Below are 18,324 nucleotides of genomic sequence, written 5' to 3'. Positions count from 1 at the left end.
AGGGAGTTTTTTAGCTCTTGGCAACCATAAATGAAGCAAATATTATATTGATGAGAGAGCACAGAGAAGATAAGATAAATGTGGCTATCCTAGACTTTGGTAGTAGTGCCATAAAGCTAGCGGTGGCAGAGAAGATGGCCCCGAGTGATGAGCTCTTTAGGACGGTCTATCTGGATAGTGAGCCATCGGAGGGTGCCGTGCAGAGGGGCGTAGTATTTAACTTATCCGAAACGTCGGAAAAGGTGCGCAAACTTTTATCACGTGCCGAGGCTGATCTAGGTATAGAGATAGACCACCTATATGCGAGTATTTCGGGACAGGGGCTACACAGCCTACTGATAAAGCAGGTGGAGGAGTATGATGCCCCTCATGAGATCACTCAGGCCGATATTGAGCGTCTATGGGGAAAGATTGAAGAGCCGGATGGAAAGTTTTTCTTGAATGCTGACTTTGCTCGCTTCTCTGTGAATGGTAGCTCGGTGCTTCGCCCAGTGGGGGTGAAGGCGATGAAGCTACAGGTGAGTATCCAGACGGTGGTCACTGATCGTATGGTGACGGATAATGTGGAGGAGGTCTTGGCTCACAAACTAGATCTAGAGGTAGAGCCTTATTTAGTTGGAGTGGTGGAGCTCAGTAAGCGTGTCCTGACGCCCGAGCAAAAGAGAATAGGTTCGGCATTGGTGGACTTCGGTGCGGAGACTACTACGGTGGCTTACTTTAATCACGGAGTGCTGGAGTCGCTGAGGGTGATCCCTATGGGGGGCAATCAAATCACTTATGACCTTACGGATCTGGATATTAGTCCTGAAGAGGCGGAGAGGGTGAAAATAGCGCACGCTTCATTGTCTCTAGATACGAGTGACAAGGAGGAGCTGATCGTGAAAGCTCCCGATATGCGGACGGATAAGCGTATTTCTCGCTACAATGTGAACCAATATATTGAGGCACGTACCCACGAGATAGTGGATAATATCAAGGCAATTATTGCTCGTGCTAAGGGCTCTGAAGGTGACTATAAGGTGCCTGGGGGAATGGTGATTACTGGCGGGGCGTCGAAGCTAGCTGGTTTGCCTGAGTATCTCAAGGATAAGTTTGGTGGGGAGCTGAGTGTGAAGCAGGTGAGCCCTGCATTCTTCTCGGATGGTGGTAATCAGGAGCTGACCGCTAACCCTGAATTCCACAGCTTATATGCGATGCTTTATGCGGCAAATGTGGATGTGGCTAGGACTGAGGAGGAGCCTAGTGTGGTGGAACAGCACGAAGAACAGCATGAGGAGTCAGCAATTCATATTGTGGAGGGTGAAGCTGATATAATGTCTCAGCCGGGGGTATTGCCTTTTGACGAAGAGGATCTGAAGCCTCAAGCAGACCCAGCACCAAGAGTGAAGCCACGAAGAGAGCGTACACCTAAGCCTAAAAAGGAAAAGAGCAGTAAAAGCTCATTTATGGGAAGGCTGAAGGACCTTTTTGCGATGTCTGATGACGACTCTAACTTTTCGGATGACGAGGATTAATGATGGAGGTTATGGAGAGGAATATATTGCCTATTAAGAAGGAGATAAACGATCAGCCAACAATCATTAAGGTGATTGGTGTAGGTGGAGGCGGTGGCAATGCGGTCAATTATATGTATAATCAGAATGTGAGCCACGTCTCATTCCTTCTGTGCAATACCGACCGACAGCATCTCAATGTATGTGATGTGCCACAGACTATTTGCCTAGGTACTAAAACGACAAAAGGTCTGGGTGCCGGAAATAACCCACGGCTAGCTCAGGAAGCTGCCGAGGAGAGTGAGGCGGAGGTGCGTGAAGCACTGAATGATGGCACAGAAATGGTCTTTATCACTGCTGGTATGGGCGGTGGTACTGGTACAGGTGCTGCCCCTGTAATTGCTCGTATCGCTAAGGATATGGGGATTCTGACGGTGGGGATTGTGACCATTCCTTTCCTATTTGAAGGGAGGACGAAGATTCTTCAGGCAATTGATGGGGTGGAGGAGCTGAAGAAGAATGTGGACGCTATTTTGGTCGTTAATAATGAGCTACTGAATAAGATCTATCCCGACCTGAAGATTTCTGAAGCTTTTAGGAAGGCCGACGAAACGCTGACCACCAGTACGCGCTCGATCTCGGAGCTGATCACTATCCCTAGTGGTGTGAATCTGGACTTTAACGATGTGAAGCGGACGCTTCAATCGGGGGGAGTCTCCATCATTACTCGTGGCTTTGCAAGTGGCGAGGAAGGTTTGGAAAAGGCGATGGAGCGGGCGTTGTCTTCGCCATTGTTGAATACTTCCAACTTCAATCTAGCTACCCGTCTGCTGGTGCAGGTTATTTATAAGCCCGAGCATGAGCCAACCACTCGTATGAGTGAGAAGTTGAGGGATATGACGGCCAAGATCAAGGGCTCCTTTGACTTCATTTGGGGCATGTCGCCTCGGGAGGACGATGGTATGGAGGACGACCTCGGTTTTGTGCTTCTAGCCTCAGGATTTGACGACAGCGTGATGTTTGCTGATGAATACAGCGACGAGCGTCCGAAGGCAACAAAAGAGGAGGAGGATACCAAGATTAGCGACTACTACGGTAGTGAATTGGCTCAAGGAAATAGCTATAAGGAGTATGAAACGGTGGTATTTACAGAGGAATTGATGACGAATAATGGGTTCATCTCTTTGGTCAACCAAAGGCCTACACTTACACGGTCTAAGGAGCAACTAGATACCATCAAGCAATTTATTGAGGAGCGACCTATGCAGTCTTGGAATAGTCAGCCTACGGTTTCTGTAAATCACTCTAGCTTTTCCAGCCGTGACTCTGTTGAGACAAGTGGTAATTCAATTGGAAGAACAATAACTTTTGGAGACGATTAAATAATAATAGATATGGCACTTTTAGAGCAAGTAAATGAGGGAATAAAGCAGGCGATGCTGAGCCGTGATAAGGTGAGATTGGAAGCACTTCGCGGTATTAAGAAGGAGTTCCTAGAGGCAATGACTGCCAAAGGAGCTGCTGGTGAGTTGGATGATGATCACGCACTGAAAATCATTTCAAAGCTAGTAAAGCAGCGTGAGGAGAGTGCAAGTCTCTATCGCGATGCTGACCGCCTAGACCTTGCCGAAGCAGAGGAAGCGGAGGCAGAGGTATATAGGAGTTTTCTCCCTGCACAATTGTCGGAAGAGGAGATCACTGAAAAGGTGAAAGAGATGATCTCTAAGCTTGGTGTCACGGATATCAAGGGGATGGGACAGGTGATGGGAGTGGCTACAAAGGAGCTAGGCGCTTCGGCTGATGGCAAGTTGATCTCCCAGATTGTTAGGAAACTGCTCTCCTAACCATTAGTTAACTGAGAATTAAGCTGTTTTTATATAGAATTTTTTATCATGAATGTAATCACTAAGACCATCACAATGGGTGATGGAAGCACCATTACAATTGAGACTGGCAAGCTAGCTAAGCAGGCCGATGGTGCTGTGACTGTTCGCATGGGCAACACCGTATTGTTGGCAACAGTTACTGCTGCACAGGATGCTAATCCTGGTGTGGATTTTATGCCTTTACAGGTAGAGTACAAAGAGAAGTTTTCAGCCGTGGGTCGTTTCCCAGGTGGCTTTACCCGTAGAGAGGGTAGGGCTTCGGACTACGAGATTTTGATTTGTCGACTAGTTGATAGGGCACTGCGACCACTTTTCCCTGATGATTATCATGCAGAGGTGTTTGTTAATATCACTCTATATAGTGGTGATGAAAACGAGCTCCCAGATCAGTTGGCTGGGCTGGCAGCTTCTGCGGCACTTGCTGTAAGTACAGTGCCTTTCCACGGTCCTATCTCTGAGGTAAGAGTGATTAGATTGGATGGTGAGTATCTAGTAAATCCAACCAAGGAGCAACTAGAGCGTGCCGATTTGGACCTGATGGTAGCGGCCTCAATGGATAATATCATGATGGTAGAGGGCGAGATGAAGGAGGTACAGGAGTCGGATATGCTTGAAGCTATTAAGGTAGCTCACGAAGCTATCAAGAAGCAATGCCAGGTACAGTTGGAGCTAATGGAAGAGTGTGGCACTGTGGAAAAGCGTACTTATTGCCACGAGGTGAATGATGAGGAGCTTCGCCAAAAGGTACACGATGTATGCTATGATAAGGCATATGCAGTAGCTACCTCAGGCACTTCAAAGCACGAGCGTACAGATGCCTTTGCTAATATTGTGGAGGAGTTTAAGGCTCAATATACTGAGGAGGAGCTAGAGGAGAAGGGTCCGATGATTGATCGCTACTACCACGATGTGGAGAAGGAGGCGATGCGTCGGATGATTTTGGACGAAGGAAAGCGCCTTGATGGTCGTGATACCAAGACCATTCGACCAATCTGGTGCGAGGTAAGCCCATTGCCAGCACCTCACGGTTCCTCTATCTTTACACGTGGTGAGACTCAAGCACTAGCAACGGTGACCCTTGGTACCAAGAGCGATGAGAAGCTAGTAGATGATGTGCTTAATCATGGTAAGGATCGTTTCCTATTGCACTACAACTTCCCTCCCTTCTCTACTGGTGAGGCTAAGCCACAGCGTGGAGTAGGACGTCGTGAGATTGGTCATGGCAACTTGGCTCAGCGAGCACTTAAGTCTATGATCCCTGAGGATTATCCTTATGTAGTGCGTATCGTGAGTGATATATTGGAGAGTAATGGATCTTCTTCAATGGCTACCGTTTGTGCTGGTACTCTAGCATTGATGGATGCTGGTGTGCAGATCAAAAAGCCAGTGAGCGGTATCGCCATGGGACTGATTTCTGAGAATAAAGGACAGAATTACGCGATCCTTTCAGATATCTTGGGCGATGAGGACCACCTCGGTGATATGGACTTCAAAGTGACTGGTACTCGGGATGGAATCACTGCTACCCAGATGGATATCAAGGTGGATGGACTTAGCTACGAAATCCTAGAGAGAGCTCTTGCACAAGCTAAGGAGGGACGCCTCCATATCCTTGGCAAGATTGAGGAGACTCTTCCTGCGCCTCGTGCCGACTTTAAGCCACAGACTCCACGAATCGTTACTATGCGCATTCCTAAGGAGTTTATTGGTGCTGTGATTGGCCCTGGTGGTAAGATTATTCAGAGTATCCAAGAGGAGAGTGGTGCCTCTGTAAATATTGAGGAGGTAGAGAACGAAGGTATTATCGAAGTGGCTGCTGCTGGTAAGGAGCCAATCGATAAGGCACTCGAGATGATCAATGCCATTGTGGTAATTCCTGAGGTAGGTAAGGTGTACGAGGGAACCGTTAAGAGTGTGATGCCTTACGGTGCATTCGTAGAGTTCTTGCCTGGCAAAGAGGGACTTCTCCATATCTCTGAGTGGGATTGGCGTAGGTTTGAGACCATTGAGGAGACTGGTGTAGCGGAAGGCCAGAAGATCAATGTGGTTCTTCTTGAAGTGGATCCTAAGACTGGCAAGTTCCGTCTATCTCGTAAGGCTGCTATTGAAAAGCCTGAGGGATATGTAGAGCGTCCTGAGCGTCCACGCAATGATCGCCCTCGCAATAATGGCGACCGACCAAACCGTGGTAATCGCAACCACAATCGCCACAACAACAATGATTGATCACCATTGACTTAGTATCACCTATATACTGTATATAGGCTGTAACTTTTCAAATTGAACGTAGCGGGGTAAGTGTTCTTACTCCGCTACGATCTTTTATGGAATATTGCTGAATTAGTTTCTCCCTACTAGAGCACTGCTTCAATGGGGAGTGTCAGTTGGTGGGGTGAAAGCATTGCATTGACAAGGTGTATGGTATCATAATGTCTTAAATCTTCAAGCGTTATATCGCACTCATGTATTATCCCTTTATACAAAAGGTAGCACCTTTTAGTCCCTTTAAGTAGGTAGCTTTTGGGCGTGAATAATTGCCCATCTTTCTCGAGTACTACATTCGTGAATGAGGTGTCGGTAACCAAGCCGTCCAAGATGAACAGAGGCTCTGTGCCACGAGGAAGCTCCTTTTTGATGCTTTCAAATTGAGAGCGATCAGCCCATTTGTATGAGTAAAAGTTCTCTTTGATTGTGGTGGGCTTCAGTAATCCTATTTCTGGCACTTGGTAGGGCACAAAGCGTATGGAAAGTATGCTACTGGGAGAATAGGTGACGCTTACCCTCCACTTTCCTTTCTGAGCAAGAGTATAAGAGGGATCCGATTTTATCGCTTCTGTAAAGAGCGATATATCTATCTCTTGACCAGTTGACCATCTCACTCTATCTTGATGGTATTTGAGGTTGAAAAGTTGTTTATTCTCTAAGCAAAAGGTCTCTAAGAGAGGTTCCATATTCAGTGAAGTGGTAGGTAGATTTTGTCTATCACCTCTTGGTACTCGTGATCTAGTATACTATTAATGGTGATTCCGCCACCTGAGTGGTAATACTTTTGACCCTCTTTATCTTCCCTGATAAAGCGAATAAGAACGGAGGAGTCTAGCTCTTTGCCATCGAAGTAGCCAAAGACGCCACAGTAATAGCCCCTTGTGTGGCTTCCTTCGGCCTCTGAGATGAGCGTGCGAGTACTTTCACGAGGAGCCCCAAGGATTGAACCTGCTGGAAGAAGGTGGTCAAAAATATCTCCTATATGTGATGTCCAATCCGTGGGGAGTTGCCCTTTGATCTCCGAGCTAACTTGGAAGATTGTGTGCTCCGGAGCTTTGATTTCTGTGAAATATCTGAATTGAGAGACTTCAATATCAGTCGCTACGGTAGAAAGGTCCTTTCTTAAGAGGTCTACTACGGCACAGTGCTCTGAGGTCTCTTTGTAGTCATTGAGTATGACTTCTGGAGCCCCTGGGACATCGCTAGTGATAGTCCCTTTCATCGGATCTGTGGAAATGATGCCTTCGTTAGTTACTCGTACAAATCTCTCTGGAGAGAAGCAGACAAAGCGAGCCTCGGGCAGATAGATCTGGTATTTAGCACTGGTGGTGTATAGGATTTCCTTTAGGGTAAGGGGAGTGGATATGGGAGTGCATACGGTGAGGTTGGCAAGAACCGAGCGCCCCTCCTTCATTCCTTGTTGAATGACTTTGAAGCGTTGGCCATACTGATCTAGGCTTTCAGGCTGTTTGGTGATGTGTTCGTTAGCATTTTTGATGGGTTGCGCCTTGAAGTTTGAGACACTCCCGACTTTAAAAAGCACATCGCTCTGCTCCTGTGGATTGGTCACAATGGCTCCTTCACTCTTTTCATAGTCTAGTACGAATAAAAATGGTACACCAGCTTTACCAGCTTTATTCATCTGAGTGAGTACCTCCTTGTATGTTTTTAGCATCACTATTATATGATAAAAAGAGGATGACTACTGCTCAGTGAGCTTTAGCCATCCCTTTATTTATTAAACAACACCTCCTTGGTGAAAATGATTTATTATTATTCTTCTTCTAACTTCGTCGTCTAGCATCCACCTATGAGTGGTAGTATTCAGACTAATCCTCCATCTGGCGAAGTTGCTGCACGTAGCGAGCCTTTTCCATCTTGCGGCGCTTTACTGCCGATGGCTTTTGGAACTCCCGACGAGTGCGAAGCTGACGCATTGTACCAGTGCGGTCAAACTTTCTCTTGAATCTCTTCAGTGCTCTCTCGATGTTCTCGCCTTGTTTTACTTCTACAATAATCATAAACTCCTGTAAATGTTGTTAGTAATCCATTAATTGTTGTACTCATTTGAGTGCGATGGCAAATTTACAAAGAATATCCAATACTACCAAGATAATCGCTTCCTCCCATTACAATTATTGGGTGTGTCTCAATGAGAAATGCCTATAATGTCTTAACATTGTATGGAATTTGGAGATACTCATATTTGGAGATATCCGTAGAATTAGTTAATTTCGCAGTGATAAGTAAGTATGATTCGGTTTCGCTAGGTATGAGGATATTTTATAGAGCTTTGATTTTGCTCGTTTTGCTTTCTCTGCCCTCTCTAGGCACGATGAGCCAAGCTAGAGATGGCAAAGGGCGTTTTGTGGTTGTTGTTGATGCCGGTCATGGTGGTAAGGATAGCGGGGCCGTGGGTAAACGCTCAAAGGAGAAAAACATAGTCCTAGACGTAGCTCTAAAGGTGGGTGAGCGTATCAATGTACTAAACCCCAATATCGTGGTCTATTACACTCGAAAGGATGACCGATTTATTGGTCTCCAGCAGCGAGCAGACTTTGCCAATAAAAAGAAAGCAGACTTATTTGTATCCGTTCATGCCAATTCGCATAAAACTTCTCGTCCTCATGGCTCCGAGACTTATGTGCTTGGATTGCACCGAACTCAAGATAACCTTGATGTGGCAATGAAGGAGAACTCTGTGATCCTCTATGAGAAAGACCATGGAGCTATCTATAAAGGTTTTGACCCTAATGAATCGGAAAGCTATATCATATTCAACTTTATTCAAAATAAGCATCTCTCCTCTAGTATCGACTTAGCAGAGTTGATACAAGGTGGTATGGTCAATGGGGGGTTAGGTAACCGCGGAGTGAAACAAGCTGGTTTTTTGGTGCTGAGGGAAGTCGCTATGCCTAGTGTGCTGGTGGAGCTTGGCTTTATCTCTAATCCTTCTGATGAAGAGTATATGTTGTCGAAGAATGGGTCGAGAAAACTAGCCCAAAGTATCGCACAGGCAGTAGTCGACTACGAAGCTAAGATATCTGGTCGTGGAGGCGGAAACACTAAGGGTAAGGAGGTAGTGGCTGAGAATGCACCCGAGGTTGCCTCGCAGTCAGTAATGACCAAATCCGATGGTAAGGCCGTTGCCGGAGAAATACATTATCGAGTACAGGTAATGGCAGATACAAGAAAGCTAAAACCAAGTTATTTCGGCTCATATAGGGATGTAGTAAAAGTAACTAAGGAGGGTAAGTATTACAAGTACACCTTTTATGATACCACTAGTCTAGATGAGGCAAAAGGCTATCAGCGTGATTTGAGACGGAAGTATAAAGATTGCTTTATTGTAGGCTTTGATGGTGAAGGTAACAAGGTAGGTAGTTATTATTAATGACAAGGGAGATAAGAATAACACATGAAGAATAGACATTATTCCTCGCACAGTAAGATGGCGGATTTGGTGAGTGAACACTATAATATCCTGCTACTTATCTATAGATTTGATATCCCATTGGGAGTCGGTGAGCGGACGATCAAAGAGATTTGTGATGAACATGGTGTTGATGTGGATACTTTCCTTTTCGTGGTCCATTTTATTCTCTTTGATGAGGGGGTAGGGCAGAAAGGGTTGTACAAAAAACTATCAATACCTCTACTAATTCGTTTCCTTAGAAATAGCCACAGCTACTTCCTTGATTTCAGGCTTCCTGAGATCCGAAGAAATATGTTGGAAGCTATTGAGCAGGCCCCTGAGGATATAAGGTTTGTGATTCAGAAGTACTTTGATAATTATGAAAAGGAAGTGTTTCAGCATATGAAGTATGAGGATGAGGTGGTTTTCCCATACGTTGAGTCACTTCTGGAGGGAGCTAATGACCTAGAGTATTCTATCCGAACTTTTGAGAAGCGCCACGACCAAGTGGAGCTAAAAATGCTGGAGCTTAAGAATATATTTATTAAGTACTATCCGATGGAGATGGACTTCAAGGTCAATAATGTGCTTCATGATCTCTTTACCTGTAGTGAGGAGCTTCACATTCATAATGATGTGGAAGATCATATCCTCATTCCTTGTGTAAGAGAAATGGAGGAAGACAAGCTAAAATAGAGCATTCTGTATATGAGATATTCGGTATTGGTGGCTGTGGGGGATGCTGGGCGTGCACATTATATTGAGCATTTGCTCCAAAGGCAGACGACCTTCCATTTGGGGTTAAATATGCTAGCAGATCCCTATAGGCTACTAGAGAGTTGTAAGGAGGTGTTGCCTGACTTGCTGATTGTATCTCCCGACGTGGTTTCTGATCCAATGGTGCCTATCTTGAAGGAAGCACTTGGAAATGATGAGCTGAGGATCGTATCTTATTGTACCACATTGGCTGAAGCAGAGCTCTCAAAGAATTTTGATGGAAAAATCCTCTCAACAGATGGGGGGAATGAAGTCTCTAATATGCTTGAGAGTGTACTAGAGGTGGATGGAAGCAATGCAGAGGAGATGGTGCTGACACCTAGGGAGCAAGAGGTAGTGGTAGCAGTGGTGAAGGGGCTTACTAATAAGGAGATAGCCGAGAAGTTTTTTCTCTCTACCCATACGATCATTACCCACCGGCGCAATATAGCACGCAAACTCAATATTCATAGCCCTTCTGGTCTCACAATTTATGCCATAATGAATAAATTGGTAACGCTTGACGATGTGAAGGATCACATATAGTGCGACTATGGCTGGTATTTATGTTCACGTTCCTTTTTGTCAGAAAAAGTGCCTGTACTGTGATTTTTACTCTGTGGCCAACAGCCGTGAGGTCGTTCGCTATGTAAAGGCGTTAAAGATTGAGGCACAAAAGCGAGCTTATGAGCTCGGAGGAATGGACATTGAGACCATCTACTTTGGCGGTGGAACCCCTTCTTTATTGCCACACCATTATATCGGAGAGATAATAGGAGTATTGCGAAGCCATTACAACGTTTCACCATCGGCTGAGATATCATTTGAGTGTAACCCTGGTGACGTTGGAAAGGTAGATATTGAGCATCTGCTCTCCTATGGTGTCAATCGTTTTAGTATCGGGGCTCAGTCTTTCCACGATCGGTTGCTTCAAAAGCTAGGTCGCCGTCATAGCCATCAGGAGATCATTGCTCTCTTTGAGAGTCTACGCCAAGAAGGAGTAAATAATATCTCTCTTGACTTAATATACAGCATTCCTACAGAGGAGCTCAAAGAGCTAGGGGAGGATTTAGACCAATTGGTCTCACTTTCTCCAGAGCATATTTCTACTTATGATCTTATCTATGAGGAGGGAACTCCACTTTATGAGATGCGTAGTAAGGGAGAAATCAACGAGCTGAGTGAGGAGGTTTCTATAGAGATGGCACATACTGTGAGGCAGGTGCTAACCGAGGCGGGCTATCAGCACTACGAGATATCCAACTTCGCAAAACCCTCTTTTCGTTCTAGGCACAATAGCAACTATTGGAGTGGGGTGCCCTATATCGGATTAGGTCCTTCCGCTCATAGTTATGTAGCTCCTTGGCGCTCGTGGAATGCTAGTTCCTTGCCACTATATACTGATCAATTGCTTACAGGTGCAGGTTTTTTATCCCGTGAGATTGAGTATATTACCCCAGAGATGGAGTATGAAGAGTATCTCCTAACACGCTTACGAACCGCTGAGGGAATATCTATTGCAGAGATGGAGAAAAAAAACTTTGCTATTCCAGAAAAGTCACTGTTCAGGCTAGTAAATGAAGAACTCCTAAAGCAATGGGGCGATCGCTTTGCTCTTACTGATAAGGGCTGGGACTTCGCCGATAGAGTACTATTGGAGTTGGCGATGAATGACTAGACAATTGCTTTTTTTATGAACGTTAATCTTTAATGATATAAGGAATATGTTTTCACATTTGACTTTTTTATCTCGAAAGAGAAGGAGCGTACGCGAGTATGCCAACCAACCTATCGATTCGGAAGTGCTAAAGGATATATTGGAGGCGGGGCTAAGGGCACCTACATCTAAGAATAGCAGAAGCACTCGATTCTTTGTGGTTGAGGATAAGCAGCTGCTCAAAGACTTTAGTGAATGCCGTGAGCGCGGGAGCCAGTTTTTGGCTGGTGCTCCAGTTGCCATTGTGGTGTGTAGCGATAGCAATAAGAGCAAGCGCCCTTATTCGGATTGTGCTATAGCTGCCTCCTTTATTCAGCTAGCAGTGACCGATCACGACCTTGGCTCTTGCTGGTGCCATATCGAGGACAGCCCTTCGCCCAAAGGAGCTACTGCCGAGGAGTATATCAAGTACAAGCTAGATTTGCCCGATAGCTATAAAGTACTCTGCATTATAGGCATAGGGGAGGTGGCAAAAGCCGATATGCTTAAGCCACGTGAACGAGAGGTGGAGTGGGAGCGTCTTTTCGTAGGAAGGTATGAGGAAAGAGAGCTTTAATTTCGCCTTAGTGGGTAGCGGCAGAGTGGCTACTCACTTGGCGGAAGCGTTAGTGAAGGGTGGGGTAACTTGCTCGGAACTATACAGCCCTACCAAGTCACACGCGACCGCATTGGCACAGAAGATAGGAGCCGAAACTGTTGACTCCATTGATCAGCTAGCTGACTTGCCAGTTGATTTTGTCTTGATTGCAGTCAAAGATGATGCGATTGGTGAAGTAGCAAGTCATTTCCCTAGTGATTATAACGGTGTAGTGTTGCATACCTCAGGCGGAACTTCAATAGATGCCTTGACGCCCATCAATAATCGTGGAGTACTCTATCCGATGCAGACCTTCTCTGAAAATAGAGAGCTGGTGATTTCCGAGATCCCTATTTTTCCAGAAGCCAATACCCAGAAATGTCAAGAGGTCATCGGCAAAATCACGAATGCGTTATGCAGCAGACAAGTACATTATCTGTCTAGTAAGGAGAGAGTGAAGCTGCATTTAGCCTCTGTCTTTGCGTGCAATTTTGTTAATCATCTCTACTCCATTTCCGATGAAGTGTTACACGATATTGGACTAGACTTTCAGTTGCTGGGTCCTTTAGTCAAGGAGACCTTAAATAAAGCGTTATCAGCTTCGCCCAAGGAGGTACAAACAGGGCCCGCTATTCGGCACGACTATCGGACTATCGATCGCCATTTGGCACTTCTTCAAGGGCAATCACGTGAGATCTATGAGGTGCTGACTAAGTCAATTATGAATCATTGATTTACTTAAATATGAGTTCTTTTCCAACGGATCTAAACCATATCAAAGGAGTTTTATTTGATGTCGATGGGGTGCTCTCGAGAGTCACCACCCATATCAATAGCGAGGGGGTGCCAGAGCGAACTGTCAATGTACGAGATGGTTATGCGATACGAGAAGCCTGTAGGCAGGGGCTTGTACTCGGGATTATCTCCGGAGGCTATTCAGAGAGTGTGCCAAAACGATACAAAGGGCTGGGCATCCAACATATCTATATGGGGGCTGGTCTTAAAATCGATGCCCTTAATGACTTCTTGCAGAAGACTGGTCTTAAAGCATCCCAATGCCTGTTTTGTGGTGATGATATCCCTGATATCCCCGTGATGAAAGCTTGTGGTTTTTCGGTGGCTCCTAAGGACGCTTCACCAGAGACCAAAGCAATTGCTAGCCACATTGTCCCTATTAATGGGGGCGAAGGGGTAGCACGTGCTGTGCTCGAAGAGGTGCTAAAAATGAAAGGATTATGGCTCAATGATGAGCACGCTTTTGGTTGGTAGATATGATGAATGAACAAAAGGTGGCACATCCGCTAGAGTCGAAACTAAAGGGGCTCCATATCATACTTGGCTCTCAATCTCCTCGCAGAGTAGAATTGCTGAAGCAGCTTGGCCTTACCTTTGAAGTGCGTCCAAGTCATGCACCAGAGGATCATATTGAGGTGCAGGACCCGAATGAAGTGCCATTGGTATTGGCAACGCGCAAGGCTGAGTTCTTACTCCCTCAATTACACCTCAATGATCTACTGATTACAGCAGATACAATAGTGGTCTTGGAGGGAGAGATCCTTGAGAAACCCCACAGTCTCGACGAGGCGGTCACCTATCTCAATAGATTGTCTGGAAAGTGGCATCAGGTAATTACAGGTTATTGCCTTACGATGTCAGATCGACAGTTCAGAGCGAGTGTGACGAGCGATATACTCTTTGACCATTTGACCGAAGAGGCGATTAGCTACTATGTAAATCGGTATGAGGTCTTGGATAAAGCTGGAGCTTATGGTATTCAAGATTGGATAGGATTGATAGGAGTAAAGGAGATCAAAGGCTCCTACCACAATGTAATGGGGCTGCCTACGGCTCATCTATATCAGCATCTCAAGGAGTTTCTACCCTAATTATCGCCTCTTTGCCTTAGTAAACAGTAATTTCTTATTGCAAATTCGTGGCAAATAGCAATTATTGTGTTATCTTTGCACTCAGTAAAAGTTCGGGATGTAGCTCAGTCCGGTTTAGAGTACACGTCTGGGGGGCGTGGGGTCGCTGGTTCGAATCCAGTCATCCCGACTATTTTATAAAGCTTCTTTCGAAGCAATCTAGGTTAAATAGATGGATTGGTTGGGTAGCTCAGCTGGATAGAGCAATAGCCTTCTAAGCTATCGGTCATGGGTTCGAATCCCATCCCAATCACACAGTGAGCCATTCGTGGCACTAAAGGTTTAGGTCGCCTCATCAGTATCTTTCTGATGCTGATGAGGCTATTTTATTTATAGAGTTACTTGAAGGCGATCTGCTATCTTGTTGATGGTATATATTTGTCCGATCCACAAAGGGACGTGAGGTAGGGGATGCTTGAAACAACAATCGGGTAGGTCGTTTTCTAACCCTCTGATATTCAATGCCCTCATCTGAGCAAAAATTGAGATGCAACTAAGCAATTACTTAGTTGCATCTCGCCGTTTGCTTAGTTGCATCTCGCCGTTTGCTTAGTTGCATCTCGTCAATTGGTTAGTTGCAACTCACCTTTTAGTCTCCTACTAGGAAGAGAATATTGGGTGTTTTGTAGGCCTATATTAAATAGCCTCTTATTAGTGGAGTGGTGCTACTTGTATGTGAAAAAAGAGAGTTGGATAAATTGTATATCCAACTCTCTTGTTTACTTTAGAGCGGTAGGCGAGGTTCGAACTCGTGACCTTTGGCTTGGGAAGCCAATGCTCTACCAACTGAGCTACTACCGCAAGTGCTTATCTTGTACCCGAAGCGGGACTTGAACCCGCACAGCCATTGCTGGCCAAAGGAGTTTAAGTCCTTCGTGTCTACCGATTCCACCATCCGGGCTCGTATCCTTAATTGCTCTGCAAAGGTAATCTAAATTTCTCAATTATACAATGTGAGACATTGCTTCTTTCTATCCATCTGTTAATAGGTCATCGGTCTAATACACGCAATTTCTTTTTTTATTACCTTTGCGATAGATTTATCAACATTTAATTACTTGTTTATGTATAAGAAGTTTATTTTATTCGTTGCCTTTGCTCTGTCAGCATTGAGCTGCTTCGCTCAGGAGCCACCTGTACAGCGTTCGGCTGCCAATGTGGCATTTAGAGATTCCATTGAGAATTTTCTGAAGTTAGAGGGATATGTCCCATCTATTGATGAGGATGGGGACATCGAATTTAAGAAGGAGGGAAGCACTTTTTTTGTTAGTGTCTTAGACGATGAGGCTCCTTTTTATCTGCAGTTTTCCTATTATTTAGGAATGGACGATGATATAGACCAAGTTGCGATGCTAAAAGCCATGAATGAGACTAATCGTGACAATCGCTGTATCAAGTGCTCTATCGTAAATAAAGAATTGCTTTTGATTTCTGTGGAATCTTTTTGTACAACGGTGACCGAGTTCGGAAAAACCTATGACATTTATTTGGGTCTTCTTTCACAGGGTGAGGTGATTTTGGTGCAAGCCTATGACAAGTATAGTTCTGAAAAGAAAAATCAATCAAAGTAATCAAACTCATACTCTTTAGAGTATAGCCTCCAGTGTAAAAAATAGCGGGGTCGACTACTAGATAGTCGACCCCGCTATTATGAAATCGCTTGTGAGGAATTACTTCTTTCTATCCATCTGTTAATAGGTCGTTCGCTAATACACTCAATTCCTTTTTTCATTACCTTTGCGATAGATTTATCAACATTTAATTACTTGTTTATGTATAAGAAGTTTATTTTATTCGTTGCCTTTGCTCTGTCAGCATTGAGCTGCTTTGCTCAGGAGCCACCTGTACAGCGTTCGGCTGCCAATGTGGCATTTAGGGATTCCATTGCGAATTTTCTGAAGCTAGAGGGATATGTCCCATCTATTGATGAGGATGGAGACATTGAATTTAAGAAAGAGGGAAGCACTTATTTTGTTATAGTTGTAGATGATGAGGCTCCTTTTTATGTGCAGTTTTCCTATTATTTAGGAATGGACGAGGATACAGACCAAGTTGCGATGCTAAAAGCAATGAATGAAACTAATCGTGACAATCGCTGTATCAAGTGCTCTATCGTAGATAAAGATTTACTCTGGATTACTATAGAATCTTACGATGCTACCGTAGCAGAGTTCGGAAAAACCTATGACCTTTATTTGGAGCATCTTTCAGAGAGTGGGGTGATTTTGGCGCAAGCTTACAACAAGTATAGCAAGGAAAAGACAAATCAATCCAAGTAATCGAGCTCATACTCTTTAGAGTATAGCCTCTAGTATAAAATAGCGGGGTCGACTATCTAAATAGTCGACCCCGCTATTATGAAATCGCTTGTGAGGAATTACTTCTCCTCTTCGGCAGTTGCTGTCTCCTCCTCCTGCTTAGGATTGAGAATCTCATGCAGCTCCTCTGCATTTACCTGCTTAGTCTCTAGCTTTACCTTATCGAGCATTGCTTTACCTACCTTTTGCTCTAGAATGTTCATCTCAATAGAGTAGGCGAAGTTGCTATCGCTTAGCTGTTGCTCAGCGTACTTAGCCACGATCTCGTGATCGGGATTGTGCCAACCCATCTGGGCAAACTGGCTACGGATCATCTCATAAGCAAAGCCCTTGATGTCCTCGTCGCTAACCTTTAGCTCTTCACGATTGGCGAGCTCTCTCACGTACATTTCGCGCTTCAGGCTAGAGATAAGAGCCTCCTTATCTACCTTTTCGGCCTTCTCCTCCTCGTCGTTTCTCTTGAGGTTGTCGGTGTACCACTCTACGATCAGGTCGTCGGCTAGCTGTAGCTTTGGTGCTTTCTCCTCCTTCACATACTCCATAAAGTCTTGTGTGAACTTGTACTCAGCATTGCCATTCTCGGAGCTTTGCATAAACTCCTTTAGCTTGGTCTTGGCCTCCTCCTCATTGTGTACCTTATCCTCGCCAAAGACAGCGTCAAAGAACTTCTGATCAAGTTCTGCTGGTACCATGTGGCGAATGGTCTCAATTTGGAAGCTAAACTCCTTATCCTTCAGCTCCTCAACATGATCCTTCTCTATGCCGAGTAGGCTAGTGAGCTCAGCTGCATTGCCCTCGAATGCCTTGTAGGGGTTGAATACCACTACAGAGCCCTTGCCTGCATCGATGAACTTCTTTTGCTCCTCCTCATCCTTCATGAACTGAGGATAAATGGTTACATTCTCCTTGAGGATACCACCCTCCTTGCGGGTGTCGCCCTCGATCTCTGCGATGTCGCCACCTACAATGGCATCGGCCACTACGGTATCGGTCTCTTGGAGGTCGGCATTGGCTTTCTGCATCTCCTCCAACCTTGTTGCTACCTCTTCGTCGGTGATTGTTACCTCGTACTTAGTGAACGTCTTATCATCGAAATTAAAATCGTACTCACTTGGATAGAGAGCTAGCTTGAAGTAGAGCGTCATATCCTCCTTGGTCATCTCCTCGGTATTGCTCTCCTCAGGAATCGCCCAACCAATTACCTTGAACTCCTTTTCCTTGATGAAGCCATCTACTAGGTCACCTACAAGGTGGTTGATTGCTTCCAAGCGAACTCCTTCGCCAAACATCTTCTCAATCATCCCCACAGGTGCCTTACCAGCTCTAAAGCCTTTGATATTGGCACCCTGAGCTACCTTCTTTAGCTCTTTCTTATAGGCCTCTTGGTAGTTGTCTTTCTCAACATCTACTTGAAGTCTTACAAATCCCTCCTTTTGCTCTACTATTGAGATATTCATTACTCCTTAGTCTTGTTATATAGTTGATTATTTATTCTCCAAACAATTATCGGCAAATATACCTCTTTTTCGTCACATACTGATGCTGTACCCTCCTATTTTATCTATAACTATAAGTGATTACCTAACTTTTGGTATCTTTGATGAGTAGAATAGGGAGGGATTAAATATACAAGGCTTATGAAAGAGGTGATAAATAGGGTTGCCCAAATGGAAGAGGCTACCAATCGTATGAATGCGGCTAATGAGGCTTTGCAAGCAACTTTGGAGGAGTGGCGTAAAGCTCGAACCGCCTTTCAGAAGGTACACAAATATTACTACAGTCAGGAGTGGAGAGATGATGTGGAGCTGAGCAATCAGGGTAAGCTCCCTAGTGACTTGCCACAGGGGGTCCTCTCCGAAGATTGGATTTATGATGTGATGGGCTCCAATCACTTTCTAGCATTGGAGCTGATTGATGCAGCGATGAAGCTAGAGCTGTATAGAGAAGATGAGCAATAATTTAAAACATATAA

19 protein-coding genes and 4 tRNA genes are annotated in these 18,324 nt (G+C 44.9%); 17 read left to right on the top strand and 6 right to left on the bottom strand.

Going from position 1 to position 18,324, the window contains the following annotated elements:
* Positions 1-50 precede the first annotated feature (50 nt).
* Genes ftsA through pnp form a run of 4 tightly spaced genes read left to right on the top strand, consistent with a single transcriptional unit; the run spans position 51 to position 5,605 of the window.
* On the top strand, positions 51-1,514 hold the full coding sequence (gene ftsA, locus MWL85_RS06010; protein WP_244400057.1) for a cell division protein FtsA: 1,464 nt from the start codon (positions 51-53) through the stop codon (positions 1,512-1,514).
* A gap of 11 nt (positions 1,515-1,525) precedes the next feature.
* Positions 1,526-2,875: a cell division protein FtsZ gene (gene ftsZ, locus MWL85_RS06005; protein ID WP_021903447.1), complete on the top strand. Its 1,350-nt coding sequence runs from the start codon at positions 1,526-1,528 to the stop codon at positions 2,873-2,875.
* 12 nt (positions 2,876-2,887) lie between these two features.
* Positions 2,888-3,337 carry a GatB/YqeY domain-containing protein gene (locus tag MWL85_RS06000; RefSeq protein ID WP_244401831.1) on the top strand — a complete coding sequence of 150 codons (450 nt, stop codon included), beginning with the start codon at positions 2,888-2,890 and terminating at the stop codon, positions 3,335-3,337.
* A 45-nt stretch (positions 3,338-3,382) separates the two neighbouring features.
* Complete coding sequence (gene pnp, locus MWL85_RS05995; RefSeq protein WP_244401859.1) at positions 3,383-5,605, top strand: polyribonucleotide nucleotidyltransferase; 2,223 nt, start codon at positions 3,383-3,385, stop codon at positions 5,603-5,605.
* A gap of 128 nt (positions 5,606-5,733) precedes the next feature.
* Here the strand turns inward: pnp and MWL85_RS05990 are convergent, their stop codons facing one another.
* The 3 genes from MWL85_RS05990 to rpsU form a co-directional block, all read right to left on the bottom strand.
* The gene (locus tag MWL85_RS05990; protein ID WP_244401830.1) at positions 5,734-6,330 is read right to left on the bottom strand and encodes an aminotransferase class IV; all 597 of its coding nucleotides are present in this window, start codon (positions 6,328-6,330) and stop codon (positions 5,734-5,736) included.
* 2 nt (positions 6,331-6,332) lie between these two features.
* Complete coding sequence (locus MWL85_RS05985; protein WP_244401829.1) at positions 6,333-7,319, bottom strand: aminodeoxychorismate synthase component I; 987 nt, start codon at positions 7,317-7,319, stop codon at positions 6,333-6,335.
* A 154-nt stretch (positions 7,320-7,473) separates the two neighbouring features.
* On the bottom strand, positions 7,474-7,665 hold the full coding sequence (rpsU, locus tag MWL85_RS05980) for a 30S ribosomal protein S21 (protein WP_018028120.1): 192 nt from the start codon (positions 7,663-7,665) through the stop codon (positions 7,474-7,476).
* 251 nt (positions 7,666-7,916) lie between these two features.
* On the opposite strand from rpsU, the gene MWL85_RS05975 reads away from it, so the two are divergent.
* The 10 genes from MWL85_RS05975 to MWL85_RS05930 all read left to right on the top strand — a co-directional run bounded on the left by MWL85_RS05975 (position 7,917) and on the right by MWL85_RS05930 (position 14,287).
* Positions 7,917-9,038, top strand: a complete 1,122-nt coding sequence (locus MWL85_RS05975; protein ID WP_026161691.1) for an N-acetylmuramoyl-L-alanine amidase family protein — start codon at positions 7,917-7,919, stop codon at positions 9,036-9,038.
* A gap of 24 nt (positions 9,039-9,062) precedes the next feature.
* Positions 9,063-9,755: a hemerythrin domain-containing protein gene (locus MWL85_RS05970; RefSeq protein ID WP_244401828.1), complete on the top strand. Its 693-nt coding sequence runs from the start codon at positions 9,063-9,065 to the stop codon at positions 9,753-9,755.
* Between the two features lie 12 nt (positions 9,756-9,767).
* Positions 9,768-10,361, top strand: a complete 594-nt coding sequence (locus MWL85_RS05965) for a response regulator transcription factor (protein ID WP_244401827.1) — start codon at positions 9,768-9,770, stop codon at positions 10,359-10,361.
* A gap of 7 nt (positions 10,362-10,368) precedes the next feature.
* Positions 10,369-11,493 carry a radical SAM family heme chaperone HemW gene (gene hemW, locus MWL85_RS05960; protein ID WP_244401826.1) on the top strand — a complete coding sequence of 375 codons (1,125 nt, stop codon included), beginning with the start codon at positions 10,369-10,371 and terminating at the stop codon, positions 11,491-11,493.
* Positions 11,494-11,539: 46 nt separating this feature from the next.
* Entirely contained in the window at positions 11,540-12,088 is a 549-nt protein-coding gene (locus MWL85_RS05955) for a nitroreductase family protein (protein ID WP_244401825.1), read from the top strand.
* On the top strand, positions 12,069-12,842 hold the full coding sequence (locus tag MWL85_RS05950; RefSeq protein WP_244401824.1) for a Rossmann-like and DUF2520 domain-containing protein: 774 nt from the start codon (positions 12,069-12,071) through the stop codon (positions 12,840-12,842). The genes MWL85_RS05955 and MWL85_RS05950 overlap by 20 nt, the downstream gene beginning before the upstream one ends.
* 11 nt (positions 12,843-12,853) lie before the next feature.
* On the top strand, positions 12,854-13,378 hold the full coding sequence (locus tag MWL85_RS05945) for a KdsC family phosphatase (protein WP_244401823.1): 525 nt from the start codon (positions 12,854-12,856) through the stop codon (positions 13,376-13,378).
* A 2-nt stretch (positions 13,379-13,380) separates the two neighbouring features.
* Positions 13,381-13,995, top strand: a complete 615-nt coding sequence (locus MWL85_RS05940) for a Maf family nucleotide pyrophosphatase (protein WP_244401822.1) — start codon at positions 13,381-13,383, stop codon at positions 13,993-13,995.
* Between the two features lie 93 nt (positions 13,996-14,088).
* Positions 14,089-14,164, top strand: a tRNA-Pro gene (locus tag MWL85_RS05935).
* A gap of 49 nt (positions 14,165-14,213) precedes the next feature.
* A tRNA-Arg gene (locus tag MWL85_RS05930) sits at positions 14,214-14,287 on the top strand.
* A gap of 475 nt (positions 14,288-14,762) precedes the next feature.
* Here MWL85_RS05930 and MWL85_RS05925 read toward each other — a convergent pair.
* Together MWL85_RS05925 and MWL85_RS05920 are read right to left on the bottom strand one after the other, a co-directional pair.
* Positions 14,763-14,835: transfer RNA gene (locus MWL85_RS05925), tRNA-Gly, on the bottom strand.
* A gap of 14 nt (positions 14,836-14,849) precedes the next feature.
* Positions 14,850-14,935, bottom strand: a tRNA-Leu gene (locus MWL85_RS05920).
* Between the two features lie 163 nt (positions 14,936-15,098).
* On the opposite strand from MWL85_RS05920, the gene MWL85_RS05915 reads away from it, so the two are divergent.
* Positions 15,099-15,605, top strand: coding sequence for a YbjN domain-containing protein (locus tag MWL85_RS05915; protein ID WP_244401821.1), 507 nt, complete (start codon positions 15,099-15,101; stop codon positions 15,603-15,605).
* A gap of 201 nt (positions 15,606-15,806) precedes the next feature.
* Positions 15,807-16,313, top strand: a complete 507-nt coding sequence (locus MWL85_RS05910) for a YbjN domain-containing protein (protein WP_244401820.1) — start codon at positions 15,807-15,809, stop codon at positions 16,311-16,313.
* A 98-nt stretch (positions 16,314-16,411) separates the two neighbouring features.
* On the opposite strand, the gene MWL85_RS05905 is transcribed toward MWL85_RS05910, so the two are convergent.
* On the bottom strand, positions 16,412-17,809 hold the full coding sequence (locus MWL85_RS05905; protein WP_244401819.1) for a trigger factor: 1,398 nt from the start codon (positions 17,807-17,809) through the stop codon (positions 16,412-16,414).
* Positions 17,810-17,989: 180 nt separating this feature from the next.
* Between MWL85_RS05905 and MWL85_RS05900 the strand changes: the two genes are divergently transcribed.
* Entirely contained in the window at positions 17,990-18,310 is a 321-nt protein-coding gene (locus MWL85_RS05900; protein ID WP_021903460.1) for a DUF4298 domain-containing protein, read from the top strand.
* The last annotated feature ends 14 nt before the right edge of the window (positions 18,311-18,324 follow it).

This window comes from Porphyromonas somerae, assembly GCF_022845615.1.
In the GTDB taxonomy this organism is placed as follows: Bacteria; Bacteroidota; Bacteroidia; order Bacteroidales; family Porphyromonadaceae; genus Porphyromonas_A; species Porphyromonas_A somerae.
The sequence above is the reverse complement of the archived record's forward strand: the minus strand, read 5'-3'. Positions and strand labels throughout refer to the sequence as shown.

What these genes read in the sequence shown, in the direction of transcription:
- ftsA (WP_244400057.1), top strand. Translation starts at nt 51, where the DNA reads ATGAGAGAGCACAGAGAAGATAAGATAAATGTGGCTATCCTAGACTTT.
- ftsZ (WP_021903447.1), top strand. Translation starts at nt 1,526, where the DNA reads ATGGAGAGGAATATATTGCCTATTAAGAAGGAGATAAACGATCAGCCA.
- MWL85_RS06000 (WP_244401831.1), top strand. Translation starts at nt 2,888, where the DNA reads ATGGCACTTTTAGAGCAAGTAAATGAGGGAATAAAGCAGGCGATGCTG.
- MWL85_RS05990 (WP_244401830.1), bottom strand. Translation starts at nt 6,330, where the DNA reads ATGGAACCTCTCTTAGAGACCTTTTGCTTAGAGAATAAACAACTTTTC.
- MWL85_RS05985 (WP_244401829.1), bottom strand. Translation starts at nt 7,319, where the DNA reads ATGCTAAAAACATACAAGGAGGTACTCACTCAGATGAATAAAGCTGGT.
- rpsU (WP_018028120.1), bottom strand. Translation starts at nt 7,665, where the DNA reads ATGATTATTGTAGAAGTAAAACAAGGCGAGAACATCGAGAGAGCACTG.
- MWL85_RS05975 (WP_026161691.1), top strand. Translation starts at nt 7,917, where the DNA reads ATGAGGATATTTTATAGAGCTTTGATTTTGCTCGTTTTGCTTTCTCTG.
- MWL85_RS05970 (WP_244401828.1), top strand. Translation starts at nt 9,063, where the DNA reads ATGAAGAATAGACATTATTCCTCGCACAGTAAGATGGCGGATTTGGTG.
- MWL85_RS05965 (WP_244401827.1), top strand. Translation starts at nt 9,768, where the DNA reads ATGAGATATTCGGTATTGGTGGCTGTGGGGGATGCTGGGCGTGCACAT.
- hemW (WP_244401826.1), top strand. Translation starts at nt 10,369, where the DNA reads ATGGCTGGTATTTATGTTCACGTTCCTTTTTGTCAGAAAAAGTGCCTG.
- MWL85_RS05955 (WP_244401825.1), top strand. Translation starts at nt 11,540, where the DNA reads ATGTTTTCACATTTGACTTTTTTATCTCGAAAGAGAAGGAGCGTACGC.
- MWL85_RS05950 (WP_244401824.1), top strand. Translation starts at nt 12,069, where the DNA reads ATGAGGAAAGAGAGCTTTAATTTCGCCTTAGTGGGTAGCGGCAGAGTG.
- MWL85_RS05945 (WP_244401823.1), top strand. Translation starts at nt 12,854, where the DNA reads ATGAGTTCTTTTCCAACGGATCTAAACCATATCAAAGGAGTTTTATTT.
- MWL85_RS05940 (WP_244401822.1), top strand. Translation starts at nt 13,381, where the DNA reads ATGATGAATGAACAAAAGGTGGCACATCCGCTAGAGTCGAAACTAAAG.
- MWL85_RS05915 (WP_244401821.1), top strand. Translation starts at nt 15,099, where the DNA reads ATGTATAAGAAGTTTATTTTATTCGTTGCCTTTGCTCTGTCAGCATTG.
- MWL85_RS05910 (WP_244401820.1), top strand. Translation starts at nt 15,807, where the DNA reads ATGTATAAGAAGTTTATTTTATTCGTTGCCTTTGCTCTGTCAGCATTG.
- MWL85_RS05905 (WP_244401819.1), bottom strand. Translation starts at nt 17,809, where the DNA reads ATGAATATCTCAATAGTAGAGCAAAAGGAGGGATTTGTAAGACTTCAA.
- MWL85_RS05900 (WP_021903460.1), top strand. Translation starts at nt 17,990, where the DNA reads ATGAAAGAGGTGATAAATAGGGTTGCCCAAATGGAAGAGGCTACCAAT.